The sequence below is a fragment of the Anoxynatronum sibiricum genome (genome assembly GCF_039414295.1).
In the GTDB taxonomy this organism is placed as follows: domain Bacteria; phylum Bacillota; class Clostridia; order Peptostreptococcales; family Tindalliaceae; genus Anoxynatronum; species Anoxynatronum sibiricum.
The window spans coordinates 23,124-46,490 of sequence record NZ_JBCITM010000017.1 but is presented as its reverse complement, the minus strand read 5'-3'; the positions used below and the strand labels follow the sequence as shown (position 1 = coordinate 46,490).

Here is a 23,367-nt window from a genome sequence, read left to right as displayed (position 1 = left end):
AGAAGTTGTCTTCTGAAAACCAGTGCTTTTGTATGTGTTGATCCGTTTATTGATGCACTTATAAATCTATCTACTGCTCTTCTGCTCTATTTCTACGATTCTCTATTTCTATGATTCTCTATTTCTCTGCCTGTTTCGCTGTCATTCGTGTTACACCACTTTATCTGACAGCCCCTCTGAGAAAGTACTTTGGCTTGCGACTCGCCGGGGTGCCACATGATCCCGCCAAAACTGCACCACATTTTTCTGTTCAACAGCATGAGCGTCAAAGCCTGTCCACTTAAAGACCAGGGCCATCACCTTACCGCCTGTCAGTGCCAGCAGAATGGTTCCAAAGCCAAAGGGCCCCCCCAGTGCCAAACCCAGCAGCGTGACGGTGATTTCGATGGCTGTTTTCACCACCCCTGCTGATTTGCTGGTCAGCTTCATGAGCATGAGCATCAGCCCATCCCGGGGGCCGGCTCCCAAGCCGCAGCTCATGTAGAGGGATACCCCATAGGAAAGAACGAAAAGCCCCGCCATGGAGAAGCCCACCTGAGACACCAGGCCCGAAGGCGTGGGCACCACTGCCATCAGCTCCAGCAGATCGATGAAAAAACCCACAAAAAACATGTCGAAAATCGTGCCGATACCGGGATAGAATTTGAACAGTGTCATCATAACGATGATGAACAACCCGATGATCTGGCTCCAGACGCCAAAGGAAATGCCGGTAACGTTCACCAGTCCCGCATTGAGAATTCCCCAGGGGAATAGCCCGATGTTGGCGTGAATCATCATCACTGTTCCCAGCGCTGCCAAAAAAAGACCAATGATGAGCTTGGGAAAAAGCCAGAACAAGGATTTGGTGAATGGCTGACCTTTTGGTTTTATTATCATGTTCACAACGCTCATCTTACCCCAACCTTTCATGTGGGTTGCTGCGGCACTGCCGCTCATTAAGGTGACCCAGTTTCGATGCTCCGGTTTCATCACCATCTCTATGCATCGGAGATTAGCTGCTCTTTGAGGTGATGTTAGGTGATGCTGGGTGATGTTATTTGTTGATGATTTTTGGTTGAGGTCAAAGGTTGAATCATCTTTCTTGTGATGACTTGCATTCTTCTTGTAATCATGATTATAATGGAAGCAGCAGCATTAGTAAAATGAATGTTTTTAATTGCTGTCATGAGATTTATTCATGAAAGGGTGGCGACATGCGTTATCGCATCTTTCAGAAAATCATTGAAACAGGAAGTTTTACTTTAGCGGCTGAAGCCCTTCACCTGACACAGTCTGCCGTCAGTCATGCGGTCGCTGCCCTGGAAAAGGAAATGGGATTCCTTCTCTTTCACCGATCAAAGGGGGCTGTTCGCCCAACCGAGGAAGGCATTTCCATGATTCCCTATGTGGATGCCCTGGTGGCGGCCGAAGACCGGCTGCTGAACCAGGTACATGCCGTTAATCAACTGGAGTCGGGCAAACTTCGGGTAGGCAGCTTTGCCAGTGCCTCCACCCGTATTCTGCCTGATATTTTCAAAGTTTTTGATGAACGGTATCCCAATATTGCCATTGATTTTTTCGACGATGGGTATGAAATGATTAAGGAGCAACTGCTTCAGGCGCGAATTGATGTGGGGTTTTTGCTGGATACCCACTTGGATGACCGGTTCTATGCCCTCCCCTATTTTGTGGATGAAGTGGTGGCAGTGCTGCCCCGTCACCACAGCAGCGTACTGGCTGAAGCGCCTGCCCGACTCTGCGGGTCATTGCCACTGGAAGCACTGTCTCATTACCCCCTCATCCTGCCCGACAATGCCCAGGACACTTATCTGGAACAGCTCTTTCAGGCTCACCAGGTACGCCCCCGCATCAAATACCGGTTTCAGCTGATGTCAACGGTTTTCGCCATGGTGGAGGTGGGACTGGGGATCACACTGGTAGCTGAATCGGCGCTGACCAAAACCGCCTATGAAGTGGAGCGCCTGCCCCTGAATCCCCGGGTGTACCGCAACATTCATCTGGTCACCACCCACCGGCAATTGGCTTCTCCTGTGGTACAGGCGTTTTTGCAGGTGGCCCGCCAGGTGCGGCCTCACCCGCCGACACCATGAGCACAAAATCTGTTGACAGCATCAACCGATGAAACATCCACCGCGCCTCTATCGTCTACATGATTATAGTCCATCTAATACAAGATGATCAAAAGGGAGTGATTTTATGCCTTCACCAACCGCTTCTTCATCCACGAACTTCCCCGTTGGTCTCATCGGTGGCACTCATTTTGATGCCCACCTGGGAGAAGTTTTTTTTCAGCAGCAGGGCGTGCCCACCATTGCCATTGGGATTTCAGACACCCCAGAGGAGGCCTCGGCCCTTCAAATTCTCTCACCCATCAAGCTCCACCGACTGGTGGTAACTGAGATGAACCGATTAAAGCAGGATCATGGCATTCAAACTGTCTGCCTGTACTGCAACTCCCTCAGTGCTGCCATCGACCCACCGGCCGCCGCGAAAGAAACCGGCCTGCGGGTAATCACTCCCCTTGATGTGTACCGCCTGGGAGCTGACCGGTACCGGCGCATTGGTCTTATGGCCGCCAACTGTCAGTCACTGGGCGGCATCGAAAAAGTGATTTTGACACAAAATGAGGCGGCCCAAGTGATCGGTGCCGCCATGCTTGAAATTGCCGTTGAAATTGAAAAAGGGACTGATCCCCGGGAGATTCTTCGCTCTTTCGGACTTCTTCAGCTGGTGCGGTTTTTTGAAGCAGCCGCAGTGGAAGTGCTGATTCTCGGCTGCACCCACTTCCCTTACCTGAAGGCTTCTCTGGAGGGTGTCACTGCCATTCCCCTGCTGGACCCGGCTGCGGAAATGGTTCGGTTGTGCCAGTCAGTGGAATGACTATCAGATTCTTGATGAAGCAATTGATCATATGATTGATTCGTCGTTGATGATGTCGCTATTCAAGCTGTTCAAGCTGTTCAAACCGAAGTACAAGGAGCGGATCTCATGAGAAAAATTCACCCATTTACCTCTTTACTGCTTCTGCTGCTGGCTGCCCTGCTACTGCTGGCCGGCTGCACACCCACACCAGCAGACACCCCCAATGACGCGTCTCACGACGTGGAAACCGCTGCTTTGCAGGCGACCATTGATGAGCAGGATATCCTCATTACAGCACTGCGAGAAGAAAAGGAGCGGCTGGACAACCAATTGTCTTCTCTGGAAAACCAACTGAACCAAACTGGCTCCACCCCCGAGTCTTTACTGATAACGGCCCTGACATTGGTAGATCTCATCGCTGAACAGGACTTCGAAGCTGTGGCCCTTTATGTGGACCCCGATGAAGGGGTTCGGTTCTCCCCTTATGGTTACGTGGATGTGAGCGAGGATTTGGTTTTTTTGCCCCAGGAACTGGGAACCCTTCTCCAGGATTCAACCATCTATACCTGGGGTGGTTTTGACGGCTCAGGGCACCCCATTGATCAAACTTTTGCCCAGTATTATGACCGCTTCATTTACGATCAGGATTTTGCCAACCCCCACCTGATTGGCAACAACACCATCGTTGGCACCGGCAACTCCCTCATTAACCTGGATGAGGCGTACCCTGCCGCCGAGTTTGTTGAGTTTCACTTTACAGGCTTTGATCCTGACTATGGCGGAATCGACTGGTGCAGCCTGCGGCTCGTATTGGAAGAACAGCATGGCAGCTGGATCTTGCGGGGCATCGTCCATGATCAATGGACGATCTGAAAACGCCGGTTTTGTCTCATCTATCCAGCGCCATATAATCACTTATTGAGTCGTGTCTGAAGCCCGATTTTCCTTCGACGGGTTATTTGAGGCAGCCTTAATTGTTTTCACCAGATCGGTGTACTCTTTTTGCCTCCTGGCAAATTTGTCATACAGGTTTTCTTGGCTCACTTGATCTATTATAAGGTAGAGTTTGTCTCTTAATTCATTCAGCTTTTTGTTATCATGCCTGGCCGATAGTTCTTCAAGGATTTCCCCCACCTTATCTTTCATGTTGTGATGATCGATCATTTTGCTCATGTAAAAGGACAATGATTCTAAACCCTGGCTATCCAAATGACTTTGCGACTTGAATCTTCCCCAATCATATATAAAACGTGTCAGGTTTTTTTCCAGATAGAACAAATACTCTTTTTTGGCTTCATAAGGAGGTTTGTGAATAATCGTTAAGGCTTGATCCGGTACGAAGAATGAACGATACCGCGCATCATGTTTGTTCGTGGCTGTTAACGCATTGCCGTTTTCATACAATAGCCTTGTGGCTAACAAAAATGAAAAATCTTCGCCCCGCGTCACATCTTCTGGGTGAAACATGGTTTCAAATACATCCTTGTGGATAATCATATTCCCTCCAAAACCAAATATAGACTCTTTAATCGTAGGATCACTCATAAGTTTTGTCATATCTTTATTCATCGAAGAAAACTTTTCCCAGCTTTTCAAATCGTCTTTCGTTGTGATCATCACTGTTCCGTTCTTCTCGTACGGCGCAGTAAAAATAGATTTATCGCTATGCTGGCATAGTAATGCCCTCAGCGTGACAAGATACGATTCTCTCAGTATTTCATCATCGTCAATTTGAATGACATAATCCATGTCATCTTCTGCCGCATATAAGAACCCCTGGTTGCGAATCGTCGAATAGTTCTCCACTGAATAAAAATCTGAATCATACTTTTTTTGATTCCCAGCAATATGGCTATTTGTGATAATTTCATACGGGTATTTTGAAGTTTCGACAATTTTGTTGATTTTTGCCTCGATGATCGCGTCATTGGCAGTCGCTTTGGAAACATCTATCCCGAACAGATAAAGTTTAACATCTTCTTCAATCGCCTCTAACGCATTAATCGATTGAATGGTGTGGGAGAGCGTTTCAACCTTTTCAAATTCATCAAGATAAGTAGGATGATCAAAAGTATGATAGACGTTTTTGTCTGCTGCTACGTAAACATTTATTACAATGCCCAGTTTCATATGGTCTCTCCCCGTTTCATTTATGGTGTTTCAGTCGTTTCTCTGATGATAAAGTTACTTTTAATAATTTTAGACAGTGGCGTCTTTCCTTCAAAAATATCTTTAAGGGATTCAATCATTGCTTTCGCTATTTCATCTGAATTCTGATCGATGGTCGTGAGCGAAGGGGAATAATACGCCGACATCGGAATGCCATCAAATCCAACCACTTTCGTTTTTTCTGGAATCGCTATTTTTCTGATGTTGAGCGCTTTTAATACTCCCAGCGCTTTCTCGTCTCCCGATACAATTATTCCATCAGGCATTTTCTCTTTGGGCACACTCATGACATGATTGTACCCATCTTGAGAGGTGCGAATGTCTGTGATGATTTCATGTTCTAATTGAAAGCGGGTTACCCCATCTATGAATCCCTGTTGCCTTTCTTCGTTCACTGTATACGCCAGGCTTCCTAAATAGAAGTGAATCTTTCGGCAGCCAAGATTCTTTAGATAAATGACCGCATTATAAATGGCATCATAATTATCGATATCCACATAAGGGGTTTTTTGATTGATTAATGATTTGCCCAGCGTGACTGTCGGCAGATCATCTTCCCTTTGCGTGTGGCCTGTCGATGGTTTTTTCCTCGTATTCAGCTGTAGTAAGCCGTCTGCTATCCCTTCAGCAAAGATCGAATTGCGGTTGGTATCTAAATGATCAATTTGGTGAAGGATTAGTTTGTATCCATACTTTTTGGCATATCCATTCAAACTTTGAAATAAATTCATGTACCATTGTCCAATGAAAGGCGTGTTTTGTTTTTCCACACTGACAATAATGTGGTAGATGGATTTGACTCTCAAATTTTTTGCATAAATATTAACATTGAAGTGCGTTTCATCTAAGATTGCCTGCACTTTTTCCCTTGTCTTGGTTTTCACATTAGGATGATTGTTAATAACCCTTGATACCGTTCGAATGGACACACCTGATAGTTCACTGATGTCTTTGATGGTTAGATTTTTATTTTTCATATTCATTACCTATTCATTTTTTATTTTCCTCATTGCATTTCAGCTGAAACACAAAAAAGGAATTGACGGGTCTCACCATGCCAGTCGCATTGTATTTTGAAGCACAGGGAATATTTAATTCGGTAAAAACACCTTGGCTGGCATATCCCAGACAACTGGATGCCCCGCCATCTAAATTCACCAGCCAATCCAAGTCTTGATGCTCCCTTAAAACATGGCCCACCACCTCATCAAATCTGGCCCCCTCGCTCTCTTTCATTCTACCAGAAAAAGAATATAGCAGGATCTCGCCGGCTAATGTTTTTCCAATGACGCTGCGAGGCCCTTTTTTGAATTCGTGCACAATGGTTTCTTGTGACTTTAAAGAATTCTCATGCAACCACCCTTCATTCTCAAAATTTGATAATTGCTTGGCGTAGGTTTCAACTAAGTTCTCACCATTTTTATAGAGAAAGGTGCCGCCACCCGCTGCCACCACGACCTGATCCCACGTGCTTTTAGATATGTCTTTCGGATAATCAATTTCCATGTGCATGGATACTGTTGCCATTTCACTGATAAGATTAAAATCAAAGTATTTGAAAGATAAGACAATGGCCGTTGGCGGTACGGTTCGAGTCCCATAAAAAAAGTCCTGCAGCACATTATTAATGAACACTAAATTGTAGCGGTTCTTCATCTTCTCAGCTGAATTGCCATCAAATGGCGTCATCAAGAAAACGGCTTGTTCCCCGTCCATGGGATTGATCTGACTTTCTTCCAGTTCATACGTGCTGTTTAAAAGCTTGATTTTAGCTTTGTTAATGACTCTATTGCCAGCAATTACATCCCCATCCCTTGTAATGCCAACGAATGCTTTGTTAAACAAAGGCGGTAGTTCTATCCCCTCTTGATAGTATAAATAATCCATATAAAAATTCTTAAGGGTTAATTTCTTTTCTTTAGGGGAGATGCCGGCATTATATTCATCTCTCAGTTTTTCTGTGTAAAAATACAACCCGTTTAAGTATACATAATCACCACTTTTGTTTTTGAAGTAAGCCCTCGGATACACCAGGTCTTTTTGGGTTTGATACGGAGAGACAAATGTGACATGCTGTAATTCTTTTGGATGAATGACGGCTTTCGCATACTGCAACGGGGGATTTGCACGATGATATAAGCTGATTTGCGAAGGTAATGACGGCGTGTGCTGCATGTCATATTCATAATAATTAGAAGCTAATCGTTTGTCGTTTTCATGTAACTGGTGCGCATAATGGTAGAGTGAATAGGCTCCCTTCTCAACCATCGTGCAATTTTTGTAAGCGAACTCATTCTTTTTTATATATGCCAGAAAGGGATGCACGCCATCCCCATACACTTCAAATAAATTGGTGAAGCCCTGTGAATAAGGATTCAACGCATTTCCGATGATTAGTTTATCTCCCGGTATATCATTGACCCGATACAGGCTTAATTCGCCCAACAGAATGGTTAACCGCTCCTGCTGACCAAATGATGGATGGGCTGGATTGATGTACGGCTCGTCTGATTGATCCAATTGGATGTCAATCTCTAATTTGTCGAACCGTCGTACTAAATGCAACAGCTCTTCATACGTGGGCTCATTGATGACCTCATGCACCTTAACCAACACACTGATTGAATGCGTTGCTCCTATTTTTTCCAAATATCTTAACATCAGTTCAAGCTGTTGATAGTGCTCGCTCACAATCAATAAAGGCTTGCCGCGAAAAGTAGGCAGGCACCTGTTTTCTTCCCATACAAGACGTAACGAGTTGCGTTTATTTTCATCAATATTATAAAATGCGATCTCTGTCAATGATATGTTACCATGATTTCTTTTGAAGTCATTCATCCTGTTAATACCAGGCAAAAACTGTTTTCTAATTCTCACTAAGTCACCATATATCTCTAAATTGTACTTGGTGCGATACTGTGCATCGTTTAAAAAATAGCCTTCTATTTCACGATAATATTGCTTTTTCAGATCATCGTCTTCAAAAGAAACTTCGGCCACTTTATCATACAGCATATGTTTACCCTTTGATAAGTCGATTTGAAACTCAAAAAATTCAAAGCGATTATATTGATTATATGATTGTATCCATGCTCTCATGAAGTCACTTTTAAACTCTTTCATGGATGTTCCTCCAGTTTGATGTTCCTCCAATTTAAAGAACTTTCTTTTGTTTGCCATAAACTAATGACAATGAAATCGTTGAAATCAGCATCAAAATCACCGAGTAGACCAATACAAGCGCTTGAGCATTGGGATTAATTTGACTTTCGGCATTATTCTTCATGACAACACCCAATGGCTCATACAGCGGGTGATAGAGTAATACAGACAAATCATAATCTGCCAACAGCGCATTAAAATTAAGGACAAAAATCGCCAGAATAAAGGGGCGAATGACAGGGAATACGATTTTACGAAAAATATAAAACGGTCTCGCTCCCATGCTTTTAGCCGCTTCTTCTAATGAATGGTCCACATTGTACAAGGCCGCATTGGTCATGCGTAAAGTGAAAGGAATCTTGATAATGATGTACCCCACTAACAACATCACCGGTGTTCCTGTCAAAACCTTTCCAAACAACAACATTCTTTTGGTATCATATGTCACTATTAAACCCATGGCGATCAGTGTTGAAGGAAGCAGCCACGGGGTCATCAGTGCATAATCCACGACACTTCTGTAGAAGGATTTTCCACTCCTCAGGTACCGTGCCAGTGTCAAAATCAACGCACCCACCATGAAAGCTGCAAGGGTAGCATAGACGATACTTGTCAAGTAGGGTTTGTATGAGGAAGGTTGAAATAGCAGCGACGTGTAGTTTTGCAGCGTGAAAGAACTGATTCTGATATTTCCGGTGGCGATGGTATACCCATCAGTAAACGAGTAAATAATGATCAATAGAATTGGAATCACATAGATCAGAAAAATGGTATAGGCGCTGACATGCAAGAGTATATTAACCGCAGGATTTTTAATTTCTTGCTTTATCAACGTTGTTTTGACTTTTGAAACAGACATGTAGTGATACCTTGACTCTATTATTTTGGAAATAAACAAAGTGAAGATGGTCGCTATCCCGAGTATGAGAGATAAGACCGTTGCAATATCACGCGAGGCAATGCTTTTTGAGAATCTGATAATCATCGGATTGATTGTCTGAAAATGTTCTCCTCCGATCATTAATGGTGCTGAGGTCGCACCTAATCCAGTCAACACAATGAGGATGGTGATGGCAAAATAACTGGGGCTTAGCACCGGCAAGACCACTTTTGTTAAGATCGTCCAACTGGAAGCTCCCATACTTTTTGCCGCTTCTATGGTTTGGTAATCAATATTCTTTAAAGCGTCAGATAAAAATATAATATGAAAACTTGTTAACGCAAAAGTCATCACAAATGTAACCGCACCATATCCTTCAAACCAGTGTGGATTCATCGCAGGAAAAATTTTCATTAGCATGTTCGTTATCACACCTGAACTTCCGTACACAAAAAGATAGCCGGACGCCAGTACAATTCCACCGTATACTAACGTACTGCTATACCCGATTTTCAGAAACCGGCTGCCTTTTATTTTGAAATAATCAGACACCAAAACAATGAACGTCCCCAATAGGTTGACGGTGATTGCCAACGTTCCCGCCAGAATAAAACTATTTTTTAGACTTCGCATGGCCCTGCCTGATTTCATAAAACGTTCAATGGCAGAAATCGTGAAGCGGCCATCCTGAAAAAAAGTTTCAAAGATCAAGTTGATATTTGGAAATATCAGAAAAGCAAAAAGCAACCATGTCGTTCCACTCAAAAATAAGAAGTGCATTGCATTTACCTTTTTTATTTTAGCCATTATATGTTTCATATTAACTCCCCTTGTGCAATTAAGTGGAGCCGAGGCAGTTCAACCAGGGCCGAAGTTTTTTCGAAAACAGCGCCATTCATTGGCCTAAAAAGTTAAAATGGCATTTTTATCAATGTAAATGTCTACGTGATCCCCAATGGCACAATCGTTTCTTTCGTTATCGATCACATAACTTCTCATCAGGTCACCTTGGTACTGATAGGTGTATTTACTCAGATTCCCATAATACTCTTTCTCTACAAGTACCACCCCCAATTGATGATATCTCTCAGGGCTCGGGTGAGGGGGTTCTAAATAGATCTTTTCCAGTCTGATGTAAGCTTGACGCTTGATGTCTATTTCCAACTCTTTTTTCAGATTCCCCGGCAATAAATTAATGTCCCCAATAAAATTCGTTACAAATTCAGTTTTTGACTCATTGTAGATTTCTTTTGGTGTGCCTACTTGCTCTAAATAACCCTTATTAAACACTGCGATCCTATCTGAAATGGTTAAAGCTTCTTCTTGATCATGGGTGACATAGATGGTGGTGATCCCAAATTCTCTTTGCAGCCTTTTCAGCTCCATTCGAAGCTGCCCTCTCAAATTTGCATCCAAATTTGAAAGTGGTTCATCTAAAGCAAGTATTTTAGGTTTCATGACTAACGCCCGTGCAATTGCGACTCGTTGTTGCTGGCCTCCACTTAATTCTGAGACTCTTTTATTCAACTGCTCATTGTTTAAATCTACTTTCTCTGCTATTTCCCAAACCATTTGCTCAATCAACGTTTTGGATTTTTTTTGCAACTGAAGGCCAAATGCAATATTGTCAAACACATTCATTGTCGGGAATAGCGCATAGCTCTGGAAAACAATGCCTATCTCTCTTTCTTCCACCGGTTTATCGTTCACCCTGACTCCTTCGATCAGAATAGTGCCCTGAGAAGGCTTAATAAAACCCACCAGACTACGTAACGTGGTTGTTTTACCGCAGCCAGATGGCCCTAGCAACGTGAAAAACTCACCTTCGTTAATGATTAAATTAAGATTTTGGATTGCCGCAAAATCCCCGTACCTGATCTCTACGTTATCGAATGTAATCATTTTACACTCCTTCAACTTTTTCAATCGCTTTAATAGCGACAGCCGAAGAATGGACTCGGCTGTCGCAGGATTGAGTTGTTTTATCTCATGATTTCCAACTCTATTTTTTCGGCCCACTTTTCGATATGGGCACCAACAAAGCCCCAATCAATGTCTTGAACAGTAAGGGATTCGTCAATGGCTCTAATATATTCTGGCGCAAATGAAAGTGCTTCTTTGTTAGCCGGTAAAGAATAAAATTCTTCAGCCCATTTGCCTTGTACTTCTGCCGAGCCAAACCAATCTAAAAACTTCTTCGCTTCATCAATGTTTGAAGATCCTTCAATAATACCAATCTGTTCAACCACATAAGGAACGCCCACCGCCGGCTTCGCATAGTAAGACTTGACGCCATATTGCTCTTCCCGGGCTGCAAGTCCACTTGACCACATTTGGCCCATTGGCGTTGTTCCTTCTGCTAATAGCGCATAAAATTCTTCACCCTCTTTTGCAATGTATCCATTGTCATAGAGTTGTTTAACAGCTTCCCAGCCTTCTTCGGATACACCTAACTCTCCGTTCTCATCTAGATACCGTACTAAGATGCCGCTAATAACCGCCCTCGTTGTGCCGCCTGAAAGACTTGAGAACAGAAAATACTGACCATGAAATGCTGGGTTCTCCCATAAATCTGTCCAATCCTGGGGACCCGTTGCTTCACTATACACATCTTGGCTGTATATCAGTAATATGGCTTGCTTGACCAATGAATGATAGTATCCATCCTTATCGTTCATGCCTTCCTCAACTTCACCGGCCCATTCAGGAACATATTCAAGGAGAACGTTTTCATTTTTTAAAGATTCAAATCCCATTGTGTTTAAACCAAAAACGATGTCGGCAACCGGATTATTCTTTTCTGCAATCAGACGATTGGCAAGATCTCCACCACCAACCTGGACTGCCGTGACAGTAAAGCCTGCTTCTTTCGCTTTTTCCTCTACCCATTCACCGCGACCATCGGTGAGGGAATTGGAGTAAATAACCAACTCGCCACTACCCTCTTTTTGTCCACAAGCTGGTAATGTCAACAACATCATCGCGATCACTATCAGACAAATCCATTTTTTCATGACTGTCCTCCTCTGAGTATTATTATTTTGCCATCGTTGGCAATTTTGATTATACACTCTTAGAGATGCTTTATCAAGTACTTTTAGATGAACTTTACAGTCATTTGCCCCATGGTTTGCCGTGTTCTCTCTGAAACGGGTATGAAAGCCCTAAACTGATCTCAAGAAAAAAAGAGCTCCCCATCGTCTTAAAGGCATTGCATCCGCCAGCCTTTGATTGGCCCCGAAAAAATGATTCAGACACCAAAATAAGGCAGTCCACGTGATTGGAGCCGCCCTCACCGATAAGGCCTTTTTGTGAGATATTTTCTCATTTTTGTAGACTTTTTTATTTCATATGGCAATATCGTAGTAGGAGGTGTGAATGATGCTCACCCAATTCAATTTTTCCAATTTCAAGTCTTACCGCGAGGCTGTCAGCTTCGATATGAGTGCCACTTTATTAAAAGAGCACCCTTATCACCTGATTAACCCTGAAAGTGATGAACCTCATTTAAAATCAGCGGTTATTTATGGTGCCAATGCCAGTGGTAAAACCGCGGTGCTGGAAGCCTTCGATTTTATGCGTCGTTATGTCCTCACCTCATTTAAAAATGAGAACGAAAGAAAATCGATTCCGGTGCTGCCCTTTGAGTTTGATGAAACCTCTCGAAACGGCAAATCTGAGTTTGAAGTCTTCTTTTCTTACGCCGGTAAAGAGTATCAGTATGGCTTTGTGGTTGATAAAAAGCGTGTTCATTCTGAATGGCTTTACCGACGGGATCGACGTGGTAAAAATAGTTATAAAACACTATTTGAACGAAGCACACACCGTATTGAATGTAAAAATCTGAAGGAAGCTTGCAAGTTCGCCTATTATGTTGAAGACGCAACTCTTTTTCTTTCCTTTATTTCAAATTTAAAAATGAAGGATGCCAAAAATGTCGCCGACTGGTTTTCATCCACTCAGGTGTTTCATTTTGGCGATGCCGATTTTGAAAGTTTCCTTTCCAGATTTGTCCCCATCAGCAAAATGAAGGATGCTGCCTATAAGGAGCAGCTGGAACAGTTTTTAAAAGCCATTGATATGGGCATCGAATCCATCAGTTTCAAAGAGGCGTCTCGCTCTTCTCAGGATGATGATCAAGTGGCCTATGAACTGTACTCCCATCACAAATCGCTGGACGGCAAAGACGTTCGAGCACTCCCCTTTGAAGAGGAATCTAATGGTACGAAAAAGATGTTTTGCCTCTACCATCATTTGCATGAAGTTTTAACCCATGGCAGGACTCTATGGATTGACGAACTGGATGCAAAGTTGCATCCCCTGCTGCTGAGGTATGTGCTTAACCTGTTTCATAATGATACCACAAACCCCTGCGGTGCACAGTTAATCTATACCTCGCATGAAAACTATACCCTTACCAAAGAAGTTTTTCGAAGAGATCAGATCTGGTTTGCTGAAAAAGACGCTCTCGGACAATCTTCCCTTTATTCCCTTGCAGAAATCCGATTGGATAACGAAAAGAAAGTGCGCAACGATGCCACCTACAATAAGGATTATCTTTCCGGCAGATACGGGGCCGTTCCGTCGCTGAAAAATTTTTATGTCCATGACGTCACACCGTGGGAGGACGAATAATGGGCACTGATGATCTGTTTAAAAAACGTAAAGGCGCCAAAAAGAAGCGCTCCCTCAATCACCGCCAGTTATTACCTCCCAGCTATCTCATCGTTTGCGAAGGAACGAAAACAGAGCCCAACTATTTTGAAGGGCTCAAACGCTACACAGAAAGCACCTTCCACGAACGCCTGGTCATTAAAAAGAGACCTTCCCAGGAACATCCTGCGATTAGCGTTGAACAGGAACTGCTCCATTATTCGGGTTCTATAAACTTGTAGGCACCCCCATTTTTTTCCACGCATGGTAGAATCGCATGTTTAGTCATTTAGCACTTTCGCCGTAACGATCTCAGAAACGGCCGCCTTTTAGATAAAAGGCGGCCGTTTTTTTCACTCATCTACTGACAACGCTCATTGGCAATTGCAACGGTTCACATCTTTACTCCCAATCCGCCGCCAATTCCCGGCCCTTCTGCCAGGCTTTATGATTTACTTCCCTAAGTTTTTCTGGGTATGTGTCATCAATGGCCTGGTGCCAGCTGCTTTCACTAATGGGCAGCCAGTGGGACAGGCACCCCACCAGCAGGGTATTGGCGGCTTTGGCGTTGCCGCACTTCATAGCTTCTGCCACGGCATCCAGGGGGTGCACCCGGCGAAGTGTCTGCATTTTTTCAATGGCCTCTTCCGGGTAGGGCTCCTGCTCCTGCTGCACCCGGGTGGGCGCCACCTGGCGGGTGTTCATGACCACGCGCCCCGCTGGCTTGATAAGGTGTTGCCACCGGAGGGTTTCCAGAGGTTCTAGTCCAATGAGAAAGTCACCCTCTCCCGGGGGAATGTTGGGAGAGTGGATGTGATCGCCAAAACGAATGGACCCCCACACCATGCCCCCTCTCTGAGACAGTCCGATGACATCGTTGCTTTTCAGGTCAAACCCTTCCAAAAAAGCGGCCTGACAAATGAGCTGGGTGGTCATCACCAGTCCCTGGCCTCCGATGCCTGCCAGCATCACGTTGACGGACTTCTGGTTCGTGGTTATGGTCATCGGGACTCCTCCTTTTCAACATCCTTCTTGTCGTCAGCCTTTTTCCGGTCCACCGGCCGGCTGATGGCGTTCACCGGACATACTTGGGCACAGATGCTGCACCCCACGCACATGGTGGGATCAATGGAGGATTTCAACTTTTCGTAGCCTTCATAAGCCTTCATGCGCAGGGGCGGACAGTTGGTTTTGATGCAGGTGCGGCACCCAATGCAGATGGCTGGGTCCACCTGATAAATGGGATTCTTGATTCTGAAATGTAATGCGCAGGGGCGGGTGGTGATGATCACCGACAACCCAGGTGTTTTAATGGCTTTGTTAATGGCTTCGCTGGCTTCTTTGTATCGAAACTGGTCCACCACCTGTACATCTCTCACTCCCATGGCCTTCAGCAGTTGGGGAATGTCAACAAAGGGCCGGGGGGTTTCTTCTGAGCGTTTACCCGTGGCGGCATTGGCCTGACCGCCGGTCATGGCAGTAGTGCCGTTATCCAGTAATAAGATGGTGAGATTATCTTCCGGTTCCAGTCCGGTGAGAAGGTCCACCATTCCCGGCATTCCGGAATGAAAGAAGGTACCGTCGCCAATGACAGAAACCAGGGGGATGGGTCGCCCAGCCTGGCGGTTGGCCTTCAGCATGCCCTTGGAGATTCCCAGGGTGGCCCCCATGCTGATGAGAGAGTGGGAGGCTTCAAAGGGAGAAAACAGCCCCATGGAGTAACAGCCGATGTCGTTGTTCACCATCACCTTGCTTTTTTTGAGAATGTCGAAAACAGGGCGATGAGGACATCCGGCGCAGAAAAGGGGTGGCCGGGGTGGCACCTGTATCCCTTGCCCGACGGCTTCTTCAGAAACGGTACCTTGCCTGGCAACGTCACCTTCTTTGGAAGCGTCACTTTCTGCCGGGTTCACTTCTTTCAGACCTGTCGATTGGTACGCGGATTCTGTCACCAGTCCTGCTTTCTTCAGACCGGCTTCAATGGTTTCGGTGTGCAGTTCGCCGGTGAAGGGGAAGAGGCTTTTTCCCTCACAGGCTATGCCCATCACCTTCAGCTGATTTTCGATGAAGGGGGTCATTTCTTCCACCACAATGACCTTTTCGTATTGTGCTGCCAAGGCTTGCAGCTTTATTTGCGGTAGAGGGAAGGGCATCCCCAGTTTTAGAATACTAACAGGTTGGTTCAGATTCTCCAGTTCTTTCAAATTGTGATGGGGCAGTCCGCTGGTGATGAGGAGAGTGGCCGCATTAGGCGTTTCTTCCAGTTGCATCAGCTTTTCCATCTCCGGCCCTTCTGCCAGCTTTTCCAGCCGTTCTTTCATATGATACTGCTTGTCGAAAGTGTTGGGGGGAATCATGGCATAATTGGGGACTTCCCGGGGAAATGGGGTGCCCAGATGCTCTTCCCGTTCTCCCAACACCACCGGACAGCGGCCGTGGCATACCCGGCTGGTGATCTGCACCATCACCGGCAAACGATAAACTTCGCTGATTTCAAGAGCCATGCGGGTGTAGTCCTTAGCCTCCTGGCTGTTGGAGGGCACCAGCACCGCCATGTTGGCAAAGCAGGCAAAATTCCGGTTATCCTGTTCATTTTGAGAGCTGTTCATGCCCGGATCATCGCCTGATATCAGCACGAACCCGCCCCGGGTGGGGGTTTGTGTAAAGGTCATCAGTGGGTCGGCAGCAATGTTCACGCCCACATGCTTCATGCTGGCCAGTGCCCGAACTCCGGCAAGAGAAGCCCCAATGGCCACCTCCAGAGCTACTTTTTCGTTGGTGGAAAAGGCTGATTCAATTTCCGGGTATTGATGCAGACTCTCCAGCACTTCCACGGTGGGAGAACCGGGATAACTAGCCGCCACCAGACCCCCAGCTTCCCAAAACCCCCGTGCAACCGCCTGGTTCCCTGTCAACAATGTTTTTTGGGGACTGCTCATCTTGGATCCCTCCTGATATAATAGTGGTGGTATCTCTTTCCCATTGATACCCAATTATGGAGGGACTAACAGCCGAAACCCATGCTCAAATCGCTGTCGTTGCTCCCCCCTGCGAAGGAGCGTGTTCGCCCATGAACAACACCACCACGTCCAAACCGTCCCCCGATATCAACCAGTGGCTTAGTGAGGCCAAAGCCGACCCCCGATCTTCCCAGGTAGGCATGTTTCTGGTTCACAACGGCGTCGTACGGGAGACCCCCAAGGCGAAAGTGCGCCAGGGTATCGATGATGGCACCACCGTGCAAGGCATGGACTTTTCTTTCGATGCTGCAAAAGTGGAGGCTGCCATTGCTGAAACCTACACCATGAATGGCATATTTTACATCAGGGTATGGCTGAATGAAGGCCGCCTGACAGTGGGAGACGACATCATGTTCGTGCTCATTGGCGGTGATATTCGCCCCCATGTGGTAGATGCCCTACAGGCCCTGGTGGAAAAAATCAAAACCCAGTGTGTCACTGAAATCGAACTGAAGGCCTAACAACTCAAACGCCGCCGGAGGTGAGCTCTTTTGTACCGCACCAGTGACATAGCCAGTATGGCACATATTCATCCCAATACGGTTCGGTTTTATGAGCGCCTGGGGTTGATTTCGCCTGTGCCTCGCAGTGCCAACGGATACCGGATTTTTGATGACCGGCATCTGGTGCAGGTAAACGTACTGCGCTGCATTTATCTGGACGAATGGCCGGGCGAAGCCATTCGTAAAGCTTCACTTCACATTGTGGAGGCCCTGAAGGTCTGGGATCTGGCAGCTGCCCGGCGTCATGCCCAGTCGTATCAGTCAACCATTGCCGCCGAGGCGGAAAAAGCCCGGCAAGCCATTGAAATTCTAAGCCAGTGGGCGGCCCATACCGCCATACTTTCCGAATCAGGCAGGGCGTCTGGTGATCCTTCGACAGCTCCCACTGCATTGGCAGCTGATGATCCTTTGACATCTCCCGAAACCACTGGGGAAACGCTCCGAAAAATCATCAGCCCCAGGCAAGTGCTTTGCCCCAGGGATGTTAAAAACCCCAGGGACGTTCTAAACCGCAGGGAAGCCGCCACCCTCATCGGCGTCACCCCCGAAGCCCTGCGCAACTGGGAACGGAATGATCTGATTCAGGTTCCCCGATCAGGCCAGCACCAAACCCGATTTTACGGCCAACGGGAAATACAGCGCCTCCAAGTGATCTATCTACTGCGACAGGCCCGGTTCAGCATGTCTGCCATTCACCGCTGCCTGTCAAAGCTGGATGCCGGTCACCCGGAGGAAGCGTTGAACGCACTGAAGCTTCCCCATGCGGAAGCCGTCTGGACAGGCGACCGGTGGCTGGCTGTGCTGGAAATGTTCGCCGCCAAGGCTGATGAGATTGACGACCTGCTCCGCTCCCTTCATCGGTAATCCTTTCCACTTCGCCTCTTTTCAATCTATGACCGTTTCAACTCCGTCCCTCATCTTTTCAACCCTCCATTTATACACCACCCCTTTGACAGATGGTAAGATGCCAGTGAAGGATGATCCGCAGACGAAGATCAGCAGACGGTGATCCTTCCATAAAATCTGATACGGGGGTGCTTTACATGGAAACAAATGTCTCAATGCCACCAAGTCTTTATGGTCATCTGGAAAAGCTGGTGACCGAAATGGGCCATCGGTCGGTGGGAAGTGCTGCCAACCAGAAGGCCGTGGCTTATGCTGCCCACTTACTGGGCGACTTTGGTTGGGAAGTGGCGCTTGACGCCTTTGACTGTATGGACTGGGAGGCTGCACCAGTGCACCTGCAGGTGGGAAACCAGCACTTCCCTGCCCATGCCAGCCCCTATTCACCGCCCTGCGACGTAAGGGCGCCGCTGGTGACGGCTGATTCAATGGCCCAGCTTCAGGCTGCCGATCTGGAGCACCGGATTCTCTACATGAGTGGTGAACTGGCCAAAGAGCAGCTGATGCCCAAGAACTTTGTCTTTTACCAGCCGGAAGAGCATCAGCGGCTCATTGGACTGCTGGAGGAGAAAAAGCCTGCAGCCATTATCTGCGCCACAGGCCCGGGAGAAGGACTCTCCAAGGGGTTGAATCCTTACCCGGTTTTTGAAGACGGCGACTTTCACATTCCTTCTGTTTATATGAAAGAAGACGACGGGAAGCGCCTGCTTCACCTGTTGAAGCAGCAGCCAGAGGAAGCAGTAGCTCTCTGCCACCAGAGCCGGCGCATGCCTGCCATGGGTCATAATCCGGTGGCACGAAAAAAAGGCACCAGCCAGGAAACCGACAGAAAGCGGATCATCATCTGTGCCCACATCGATGCTAAAAACACCACTCCCGGCGCTCTGGATAACGCCACCGGTGTGGCAGTGCTGCTGGCCCTGGCAGAAGCCCTGCAGGAATATAAAGGTCATGATGATCTGGAAATCATTCCCTTCAACGGAGAAGACTACTATGCCGTCTCCGGGCAAATGAACTACCTGCAGCAGAACAGCGGGAAATTTGACGACATCCGGTTGTTGATCAACATCGACGGTGCCGGCCACGTGGATGCCAACACCGCCCTTTCTTTCTACAACCTGTCGGAGGAAGGCATTGGGAAACTCTTGACCACCGCTGGTGGGTTTTCTTCCCTGGAGCAGGGAGAAGCCTGGTATGAAGGGGACCACTCCATTTTTCTCCAGCAGGGGGTTCCCTGCATGACCGCCACCTCCTCCAACCTGCGGGACGGGGTCATGGCCATTTCTCACACCAGCCATGATACCCTTGATCAGGTGAATCTGTCGCTGCTGGAAGACCTGACCCGGTTTCTTTGTGAAGTTATCACCACTCTTGCCTAAAAAACCCCGTCAACAACGTTGTACACACGTTGTTGACGGGGTTTTCTGCGAGTCATTCTGTCAGCGCCTACTCCATGTACGCTCCCTTAATGGAGGAAACTGCCAGTTTGCTGTAAATCTTTAAAATGCCTGTTTTTTTCTTTAGTTCAGGCGGTTGCCAGGCTGCTTTTCGCAATGCAAGCACCTGTGAAATCTCTTCAAGAGTCATTTCTTCGCCTTTCACACCCACAATATCCAATCGCCTCTGATGAATGTCGATGCGAATTAAGTCCCCTTCTTCCACCAGGGCAATGGCCCCTCCTTCGAGGGCTTCTGGGGATACGTGCCCAATGGCAGGGCCTCGTGTGGCCCCAGAGTAACGTCCATCCGTAATCAGCGCCACGGTGCTGTTGAGTTCCGGGTCAGAAGCAATGGCTTCTGTGGTGTAAAACATTTCCGGCATCCCTGAACCCTTTGGCCCTTCATAGCGTATGAAAACCGCATCTCCCGGCTTAATGTTTCGGGTCATCACCGCGTCAAAGGCTTCCTCTTCTGAGTCAAAGGGTCTGGCTCGCAGAGTTACCTGAAACATGTTTTTCGAAACCGCCGAATGCTTGATGACTGACCCTTCTGGCGCCAGATTGCCCTTGAGAACCGCCACTGCACCCTCTTTCTGAATGGGCTGCTCCACCGGAAAAATGACCTGATGTGACTCAATGCCCCTATTTTTAAGATGTTTCCGCCTTTTTTCATCATGGGCTGTTCCTCGAACAGCTTCCAGGTTTTCTCCCAGGGTTTTTCCCGTTACGGTCATTACGTCCAGATGCAGGTATGGTTTAATGGCCTCCATCACTGCTGGCACGCCGCCTGCATACCACAAGTATTCCGCCGGGAATTTGCCGCTGGGTCGCACGTTTAAAATAAACGGAATGCGCCGATGGATTTCATCAAACATATCCGGACTGATCAACTGATTCAGCTCATGGGCAATGGCCGGCATGTGAATCATGGCATTGGTGGAACCTGCTATGGCTGCATGCACCATCATGGCGTTTTCAAAAGCCTTCTTTGTAAGGATTTGAGAAGGGGTAATGTTCTTTTTAATCAGATTCACCACTTGATGCGCTGCAGAAACCGCTGCTTCTCTCAGCACTTCATCGGTGGCTGGGATCAAAGCAGTACCTGGCAAGGCAATTCCCAGTGCTTCTGCCATCACCTGCATGGTGGCTGCGGTTCCCATAAAGGCACAGGCACCACATGTGGGGCAGGCGGTGTGCTGCTTGTTTTTAAACTGTGTTTCTGATATTTCACCCCGCTTGAGTTGGGCGCTGTAAGTACCCACCTGCTCAAGGGTTAGCATGTTGGGCCCTGCTTTCATTACCCCACCCGGTATAAGAATGGCGGGCATGTCAAGCCTTGCAATGGCTTGGAGGTGCCCGGGAACTGCTTTATCACAGCTGGACAGAAAGAGTCCTCCGTCAAAGGGCGTGGCTGTGGCTTGTATTTCAATCATGCTGACAATCATTTCTCTGGAAAGCAGGGAATAGTTCATGCCATCATGACCCTGGGCAATGCCGTCACAAATATCTGTGGTGGTATATTTGGCAGCTTTTGCACCCAACGAAGCGAGTTCCTTTTCAGTGATTTCCACCAGCTGTCTCAGGTGAACACTGCCGGGATGACTGTCTCCCCATGTGCTTTGAAGAAACACCTGGGGTTTTTCCAAGTCTTCCACCGTCCATCCCATGCCCATTTTCAGGGCATCCATCTCAACGGCAATCTGCCGCATACGCTGACTTTTTAACATAAGTGCCTCCTTCATTTTGAAACAGCAACTCTTTTTCATGAAAGCTTCTGCCCATATGGCGCGCTTGAATGAGTTGAATCAATGCTTCACAATACCTCCACCAGCTTCATGAAGGTCAACCTTTCATTGGCTATCGCATCAGCCCTGGGATCCAAAGCACCAACTGCGGAAATAAAATGATAAGCAGCAGTACCGCCACCTGTGTCGCTAAGAAAGGCAGCATGGCTTTGGTGATTTGCTCCAGTGACACTTTGGCAATGCCACAGGCAATGTAGAGGATGGTGCCCACCGGTGGTGTCACCAGGCCAATGCCCAAATTGATAACCATCATCACCCCAAAAAACACAGGATCAATGCCAACGGCTGTTGCCACCGGCAGCAAAACGGGTCCCAAAATCAGCAAAGCAGGGGTCAAATCCATCACTGATCCCACCAGCAAGAGAAACAGGTTAATGATGATCAACACCACCAGTGGACTTTCAGAAATACCCAGAATGGTGGTTGCAATAGTTTGAGGGATTCTAACAATGGTCAGCAGCCAAGCTACCACCATGGCTGCGCCAGCCACAATCATCACAATACCCGTTGTTTTGCCCGTATCAATGAGAATTTTAGGCAGGTCTTTTAATGTCATTTCCCGATAGATAAGAAGGGAGACGACCAATGCGTACACCACTGCCACCACTGCTGCTTCTGTGGGCGTAAAGTAACCGGAAATAATGCCGCCGATGATAATCACCGGCAAAAAAACGGCCCAAATGGATTCTTTCAGCGCCCTGAAAACGGCCATGACTGAAAAACCATCACCCTTGGGATACTTCCGTTTTTTGGATATGATAAACGTCAGCATCAGCAGGGAAAACCCAATGAGAATCCCTGGAATAATGCCTCCCAAAAACATGCGCACCACCGACACTCCGCTAATCAGTCCAAATAAAATCATGGGGATGCTGGGAGGAATCACGATTCCCATGGTGGCGGAGGATGCCGTCACCGCAGCTGAAAAATCAGCGTCATACCCTTCTTCTTTCATGGATGGAATCAACAAGCCCCCAATGGCAGCGGTATCTGCCACCGAAGAACCGGATATTCCTCCGAAAAACATGCTGGCCACAATGTTCACCAGCCCCAGACCACCAGTGATGTGACCCACCAGAGCCTTAGATAAGTTGATGATTCGCTTGGCAATTCCTCCGGTGTTCATTATTTCACCTGCCAACATAAAAAAAGGCACTGCCAGGAGGGGAAAGCTGTCGATTCCACCCACCATTTTTTGAACCAGCATCTCATGACCAAAATTTTGAATTCCCATCATCACCAATGCCGCCAGCCCCAAACAGAAGGCCACCGGAACACCCATCAGCAGAAACCCAAAAAGTGCCACTAAAAAGATGATCAGCATTTCCATCAACGTTCACCTCCTAAGATTTGTGTCGCAAGCCCTTAACCAAATCTGCCGTTCTAAACAGCAGGTTTTCGATGGATATGAGAATCATCGCATACCCTGCCACCAACACCGGCCAGTATTTAATGGAAGTGGGAAGCCCCAGAGCCGGTGTTCTTGCCGAGTGTACCACTTCCACAATGCGATGGCCTCCGTTGATCATGGCTCTTGTGACAACGATAATCAAGACCCATGCAACCATCTCAAAAATCAGTTTCCACCGGGGATTGAATCGGTCAACCAGAATGGTCAGGCCTAAATGCTCCCGATAATGAAGCCCCAAGACTGCTCCGGAAAAAACTAGCCATAAAAACAGAATTCGGGACAACTCTTCCGCCCACGCAATGGATGCATGGAGCATATTTCTGCTGATCACTGCATAAAAAACAATGCCTACCATCACCGTCAGATTGACAGCCAGGGCCGCCTTCATGATCAACGCAATGAACTGATTCACTTTTCCCAGACTCTTTGGAATAATCATCAGCTTGCTCATCTCAACTACTTGCCTCCCCTTCTTCCACCCTCTCAAACGAAAAAGGAGCTTAACAGGTAAACTCCTTTTCAGTTTTCTATCCAGTTTTTCAGGGGGTGTTGGTTCCA

The 23,367-nt window shown here is 47.0% G+C and carries 20 protein-coding genes; 8 read left to right on the top strand and 12 right to left on the bottom strand.

The genetic code is table 11. The annotated features are described in order from the left end of the window. Positions 1–150: 150 nt before the first annotated feature. Complete coding sequence (locus tag AAIG11_RS13870; protein ID WP_343186829.1) at positions 151–939, bottom strand: YczE/YyaS/YitT family protein; 789 nt, start codon at positions 937–939, stop codon at positions 151–153. A 257-nt stretch (positions 940–1,196) separates the two neighbouring features. Here AAIG11_RS13870 and AAIG11_RS13865 point away from each other — a divergent pair, with 257 nt between their 5' ends. From AAIG11_RS13865 to AAIG11_RS13855, 3 genes are all read left to right on the top strand, one after another. Beyond that, positions 1,197–2,093, top strand: coding sequence for a LysR family transcriptional regulator (locus AAIG11_RS13865; protein WP_343186828.1), 897 nt, complete (start codon positions 1,197–1,199; stop codon positions 2,091–2,093). Between the two features lie 106 nt (positions 2,094–2,199). Beyond that, the gene (locus AAIG11_RS13860) at positions 2,200–2,883 is read left to right on the top strand and encodes an aspartate/glutamate racemase family protein (protein ID WP_343186827.1); all 684 of its coding nucleotides are present in this window, start codon (positions 2,200–2,202) and stop codon (positions 2,881–2,883) included. A gap of 108 nt (positions 2,884–2,991) precedes the next feature. Beyond that, positions 2,992–3,738 (top strand): hypothetical protein, encoded by a 747-nt coding sequence (locus AAIG11_RS13855; protein ID WP_343186826.1) that lies wholly within the window; start codon positions 2,992–2,994, stop codon positions 3,736–3,738. A gap of 42 nt (positions 3,739–3,780) precedes the next feature. Here the strand turns inward: AAIG11_RS13855 and AAIG11_RS13850 are convergent, their stop codons facing one another. The 6 genes from AAIG11_RS13850 to AAIG11_RS13825 form a co-directional block, all read right to left on the bottom strand. After that, positions 3,781–4,995, bottom strand: a complete 1,215-nt coding sequence (locus AAIG11_RS13850) for a hypothetical protein (protein WP_343186825.1) — start codon at positions 4,993–4,995, stop codon at positions 3,781–3,783. Positions 4,996–5,015: 20 nt separating this feature from the next. Further along, positions 5,016–6,011 carry a LacI family DNA-binding transcriptional regulator gene (locus tag AAIG11_RS13845; protein WP_343186824.1) on the bottom strand — a complete coding sequence of 332 codons (996 nt, stop codon included), beginning with the start codon at positions 6,009–6,011 and terminating at the stop codon, positions 5,016–5,018. Positions 6,012–6,024: 13 nt separating this feature from the next. Next, positions 6,025–8,157 (bottom strand): phosphodiester glycosidase family protein, encoded by a 2,133-nt coding sequence (locus AAIG11_RS13840; protein WP_343186823.1) that lies wholly within the window; start codon positions 8,155–8,157, stop codon positions 6,025–6,027. A gap of 31 nt (positions 8,158–8,188) precedes the next feature. Continuing rightward, positions 8,189–9,895 carry an ABC transporter permease gene (locus AAIG11_RS13835; RefSeq protein WP_343186822.1) on the bottom strand — a complete coding sequence of 569 codons (1,707 nt, stop codon included), beginning with the start codon at positions 9,893–9,895 and terminating at the stop codon, positions 8,189–8,191. A gap of 84 nt (positions 9,896–9,979) precedes the next feature. Continuing rightward, the gene (locus tag AAIG11_RS13830; RefSeq protein ID WP_343186821.1) at positions 9,980–10,978 is read right to left on the bottom strand and encodes an ABC transporter ATP-binding protein; all 999 of its coding nucleotides are present in this window, start codon (positions 10,976–10,978) and stop codon (positions 9,980–9,982) included. A gap of 80 nt (positions 10,979–11,058) precedes the next feature. Beyond that, positions 11,059–12,090, bottom strand: a complete 1,032-nt coding sequence (locus AAIG11_RS13825) for an extracellular solute-binding protein (RefSeq protein WP_343186820.1) — start codon at positions 12,088–12,090, stop codon at positions 11,059–11,061. Positions 12,091–12,454: 364 nt separating this feature from the next. Here AAIG11_RS13825 and AAIG11_RS13820 point away from each other — a divergent pair, with 364 nt between their 5' ends. Continuing rightward, positions 12,455–13,711 carry an AAA family ATPase gene (locus AAIG11_RS13820; RefSeq protein WP_343186819.1) on the top strand — a complete coding sequence of 419 codons (1,257 nt, stop codon included), beginning with the start codon at positions 12,455–12,457 and terminating at the stop codon, positions 13,709–13,711. Further along, the gene (locus AAIG11_RS13815; protein WP_343186818.1) at positions 13,711–13,971 is read left to right on the top strand and encodes an RloB domain-containing protein; all 261 of its coding nucleotides are present in this window, start codon (positions 13,711–13,713) and stop codon (positions 13,969–13,971) included. Before AAIG11_RS13820 ends, AAIG11_RS13815 begins: the two co-directional genes overlap by 1 nt. Positions 13,972–14,131: 160 nt before the next feature. On the opposite strand, the gene AAIG11_RS13810 is transcribed toward AAIG11_RS13815, so the two are convergent. Together AAIG11_RS13810 and AAIG11_RS13805 are read right to left on the bottom strand one after the other, a co-directional pair. Continuing rightward, positions 14,132–14,734: an indolepyruvate oxidoreductase subunit beta gene (locus AAIG11_RS13810; protein ID WP_343186817.1), complete on the bottom strand. Its 603-nt coding sequence runs from the start codon at positions 14,732–14,734 to the stop codon at positions 14,132–14,134. Continuing rightward, complete coding sequence (locus AAIG11_RS13805) at positions 14,731–16,668, bottom strand: thiamine pyrophosphate-dependent enzyme (protein ID WP_343186816.1); 1,938 nt, start codon at positions 16,666–16,668, stop codon at positions 14,731–14,733. The genes AAIG11_RS13810 and AAIG11_RS13805 overlap by 4 nt, the downstream gene beginning before the upstream one ends. A 131-nt stretch (positions 16,669–16,799) precedes the next feature. Here AAIG11_RS13805 and AAIG11_RS13800 point away from each other — a divergent pair, with 131 nt between their 5' ends. From AAIG11_RS13800 to AAIG11_RS13790, 3 genes are all read left to right on the top strand, one after another. Then, positions 16,800–17,210 carry a molybdenum cofactor biosynthesis protein MoaE gene (locus AAIG11_RS13800; RefSeq protein WP_343186857.1) on the top strand — a complete coding sequence of 137 codons (411 nt, stop codon included), beginning with the start codon at positions 16,800–16,802 and terminating at the stop codon, positions 17,208–17,210. Positions 17,211–17,240: 30 nt separating this feature from the next. Beyond that, on the top strand, positions 17,241–18,116 hold the full coding sequence (locus tag AAIG11_RS13795; RefSeq protein ID WP_343186815.1) for a MerR family transcriptional regulator: 876 nt from the start codon (positions 17,241–17,243) through the stop codon (positions 18,114–18,116). A 179-nt stretch (positions 18,117–18,295) separates the two neighbouring features. Continuing rightward, positions 18,296–19,534 carry a M28 family peptidase gene (locus tag AAIG11_RS13790; protein ID WP_343186814.1) on the top strand — a complete coding sequence of 413 codons (1,239 nt, stop codon included), beginning with the start codon at positions 18,296–18,298 and terminating at the stop codon, positions 19,532–19,534. 67 nt (positions 19,535–19,601) lie between these two features. Here the strand turns inward: AAIG11_RS13790 and ilvD are convergent, their stop codons facing one another. The 3 genes from ilvD to AAIG11_RS13775 form a co-directional block, all read right to left on the bottom strand. Further along, entirely contained in the window at positions 19,602–21,320 is a 1,719-nt protein-coding gene (gene ilvD / locus AAIG11_RS13785) for a dihydroxy-acid dehydratase (protein ID WP_343186813.1), read from the bottom strand. Between the two features lie 130 nt (positions 21,321–21,450). Next, positions 21,451–22,728 carry a TRAP transporter large permease gene (locus AAIG11_RS13780; RefSeq protein WP_343186812.1) on the bottom strand — a complete coding sequence of 426 codons (1,278 nt, stop codon included), beginning with the start codon at positions 22,726–22,728 and terminating at the stop codon, positions 21,451–21,453. Positions 22,729–22,741: 13 nt separating this feature from the next. Further along, the gene (locus AAIG11_RS13775; protein ID WP_343186811.1) at positions 22,742–23,260 is read right to left on the bottom strand and encodes a TRAP transporter small permease; all 519 of its coding nucleotides are present in this window, start codon (positions 23,258–23,260) and stop codon (positions 22,742–22,744) included. Positions 23,261–23,367: the final 107 nt, after the last annotated feature.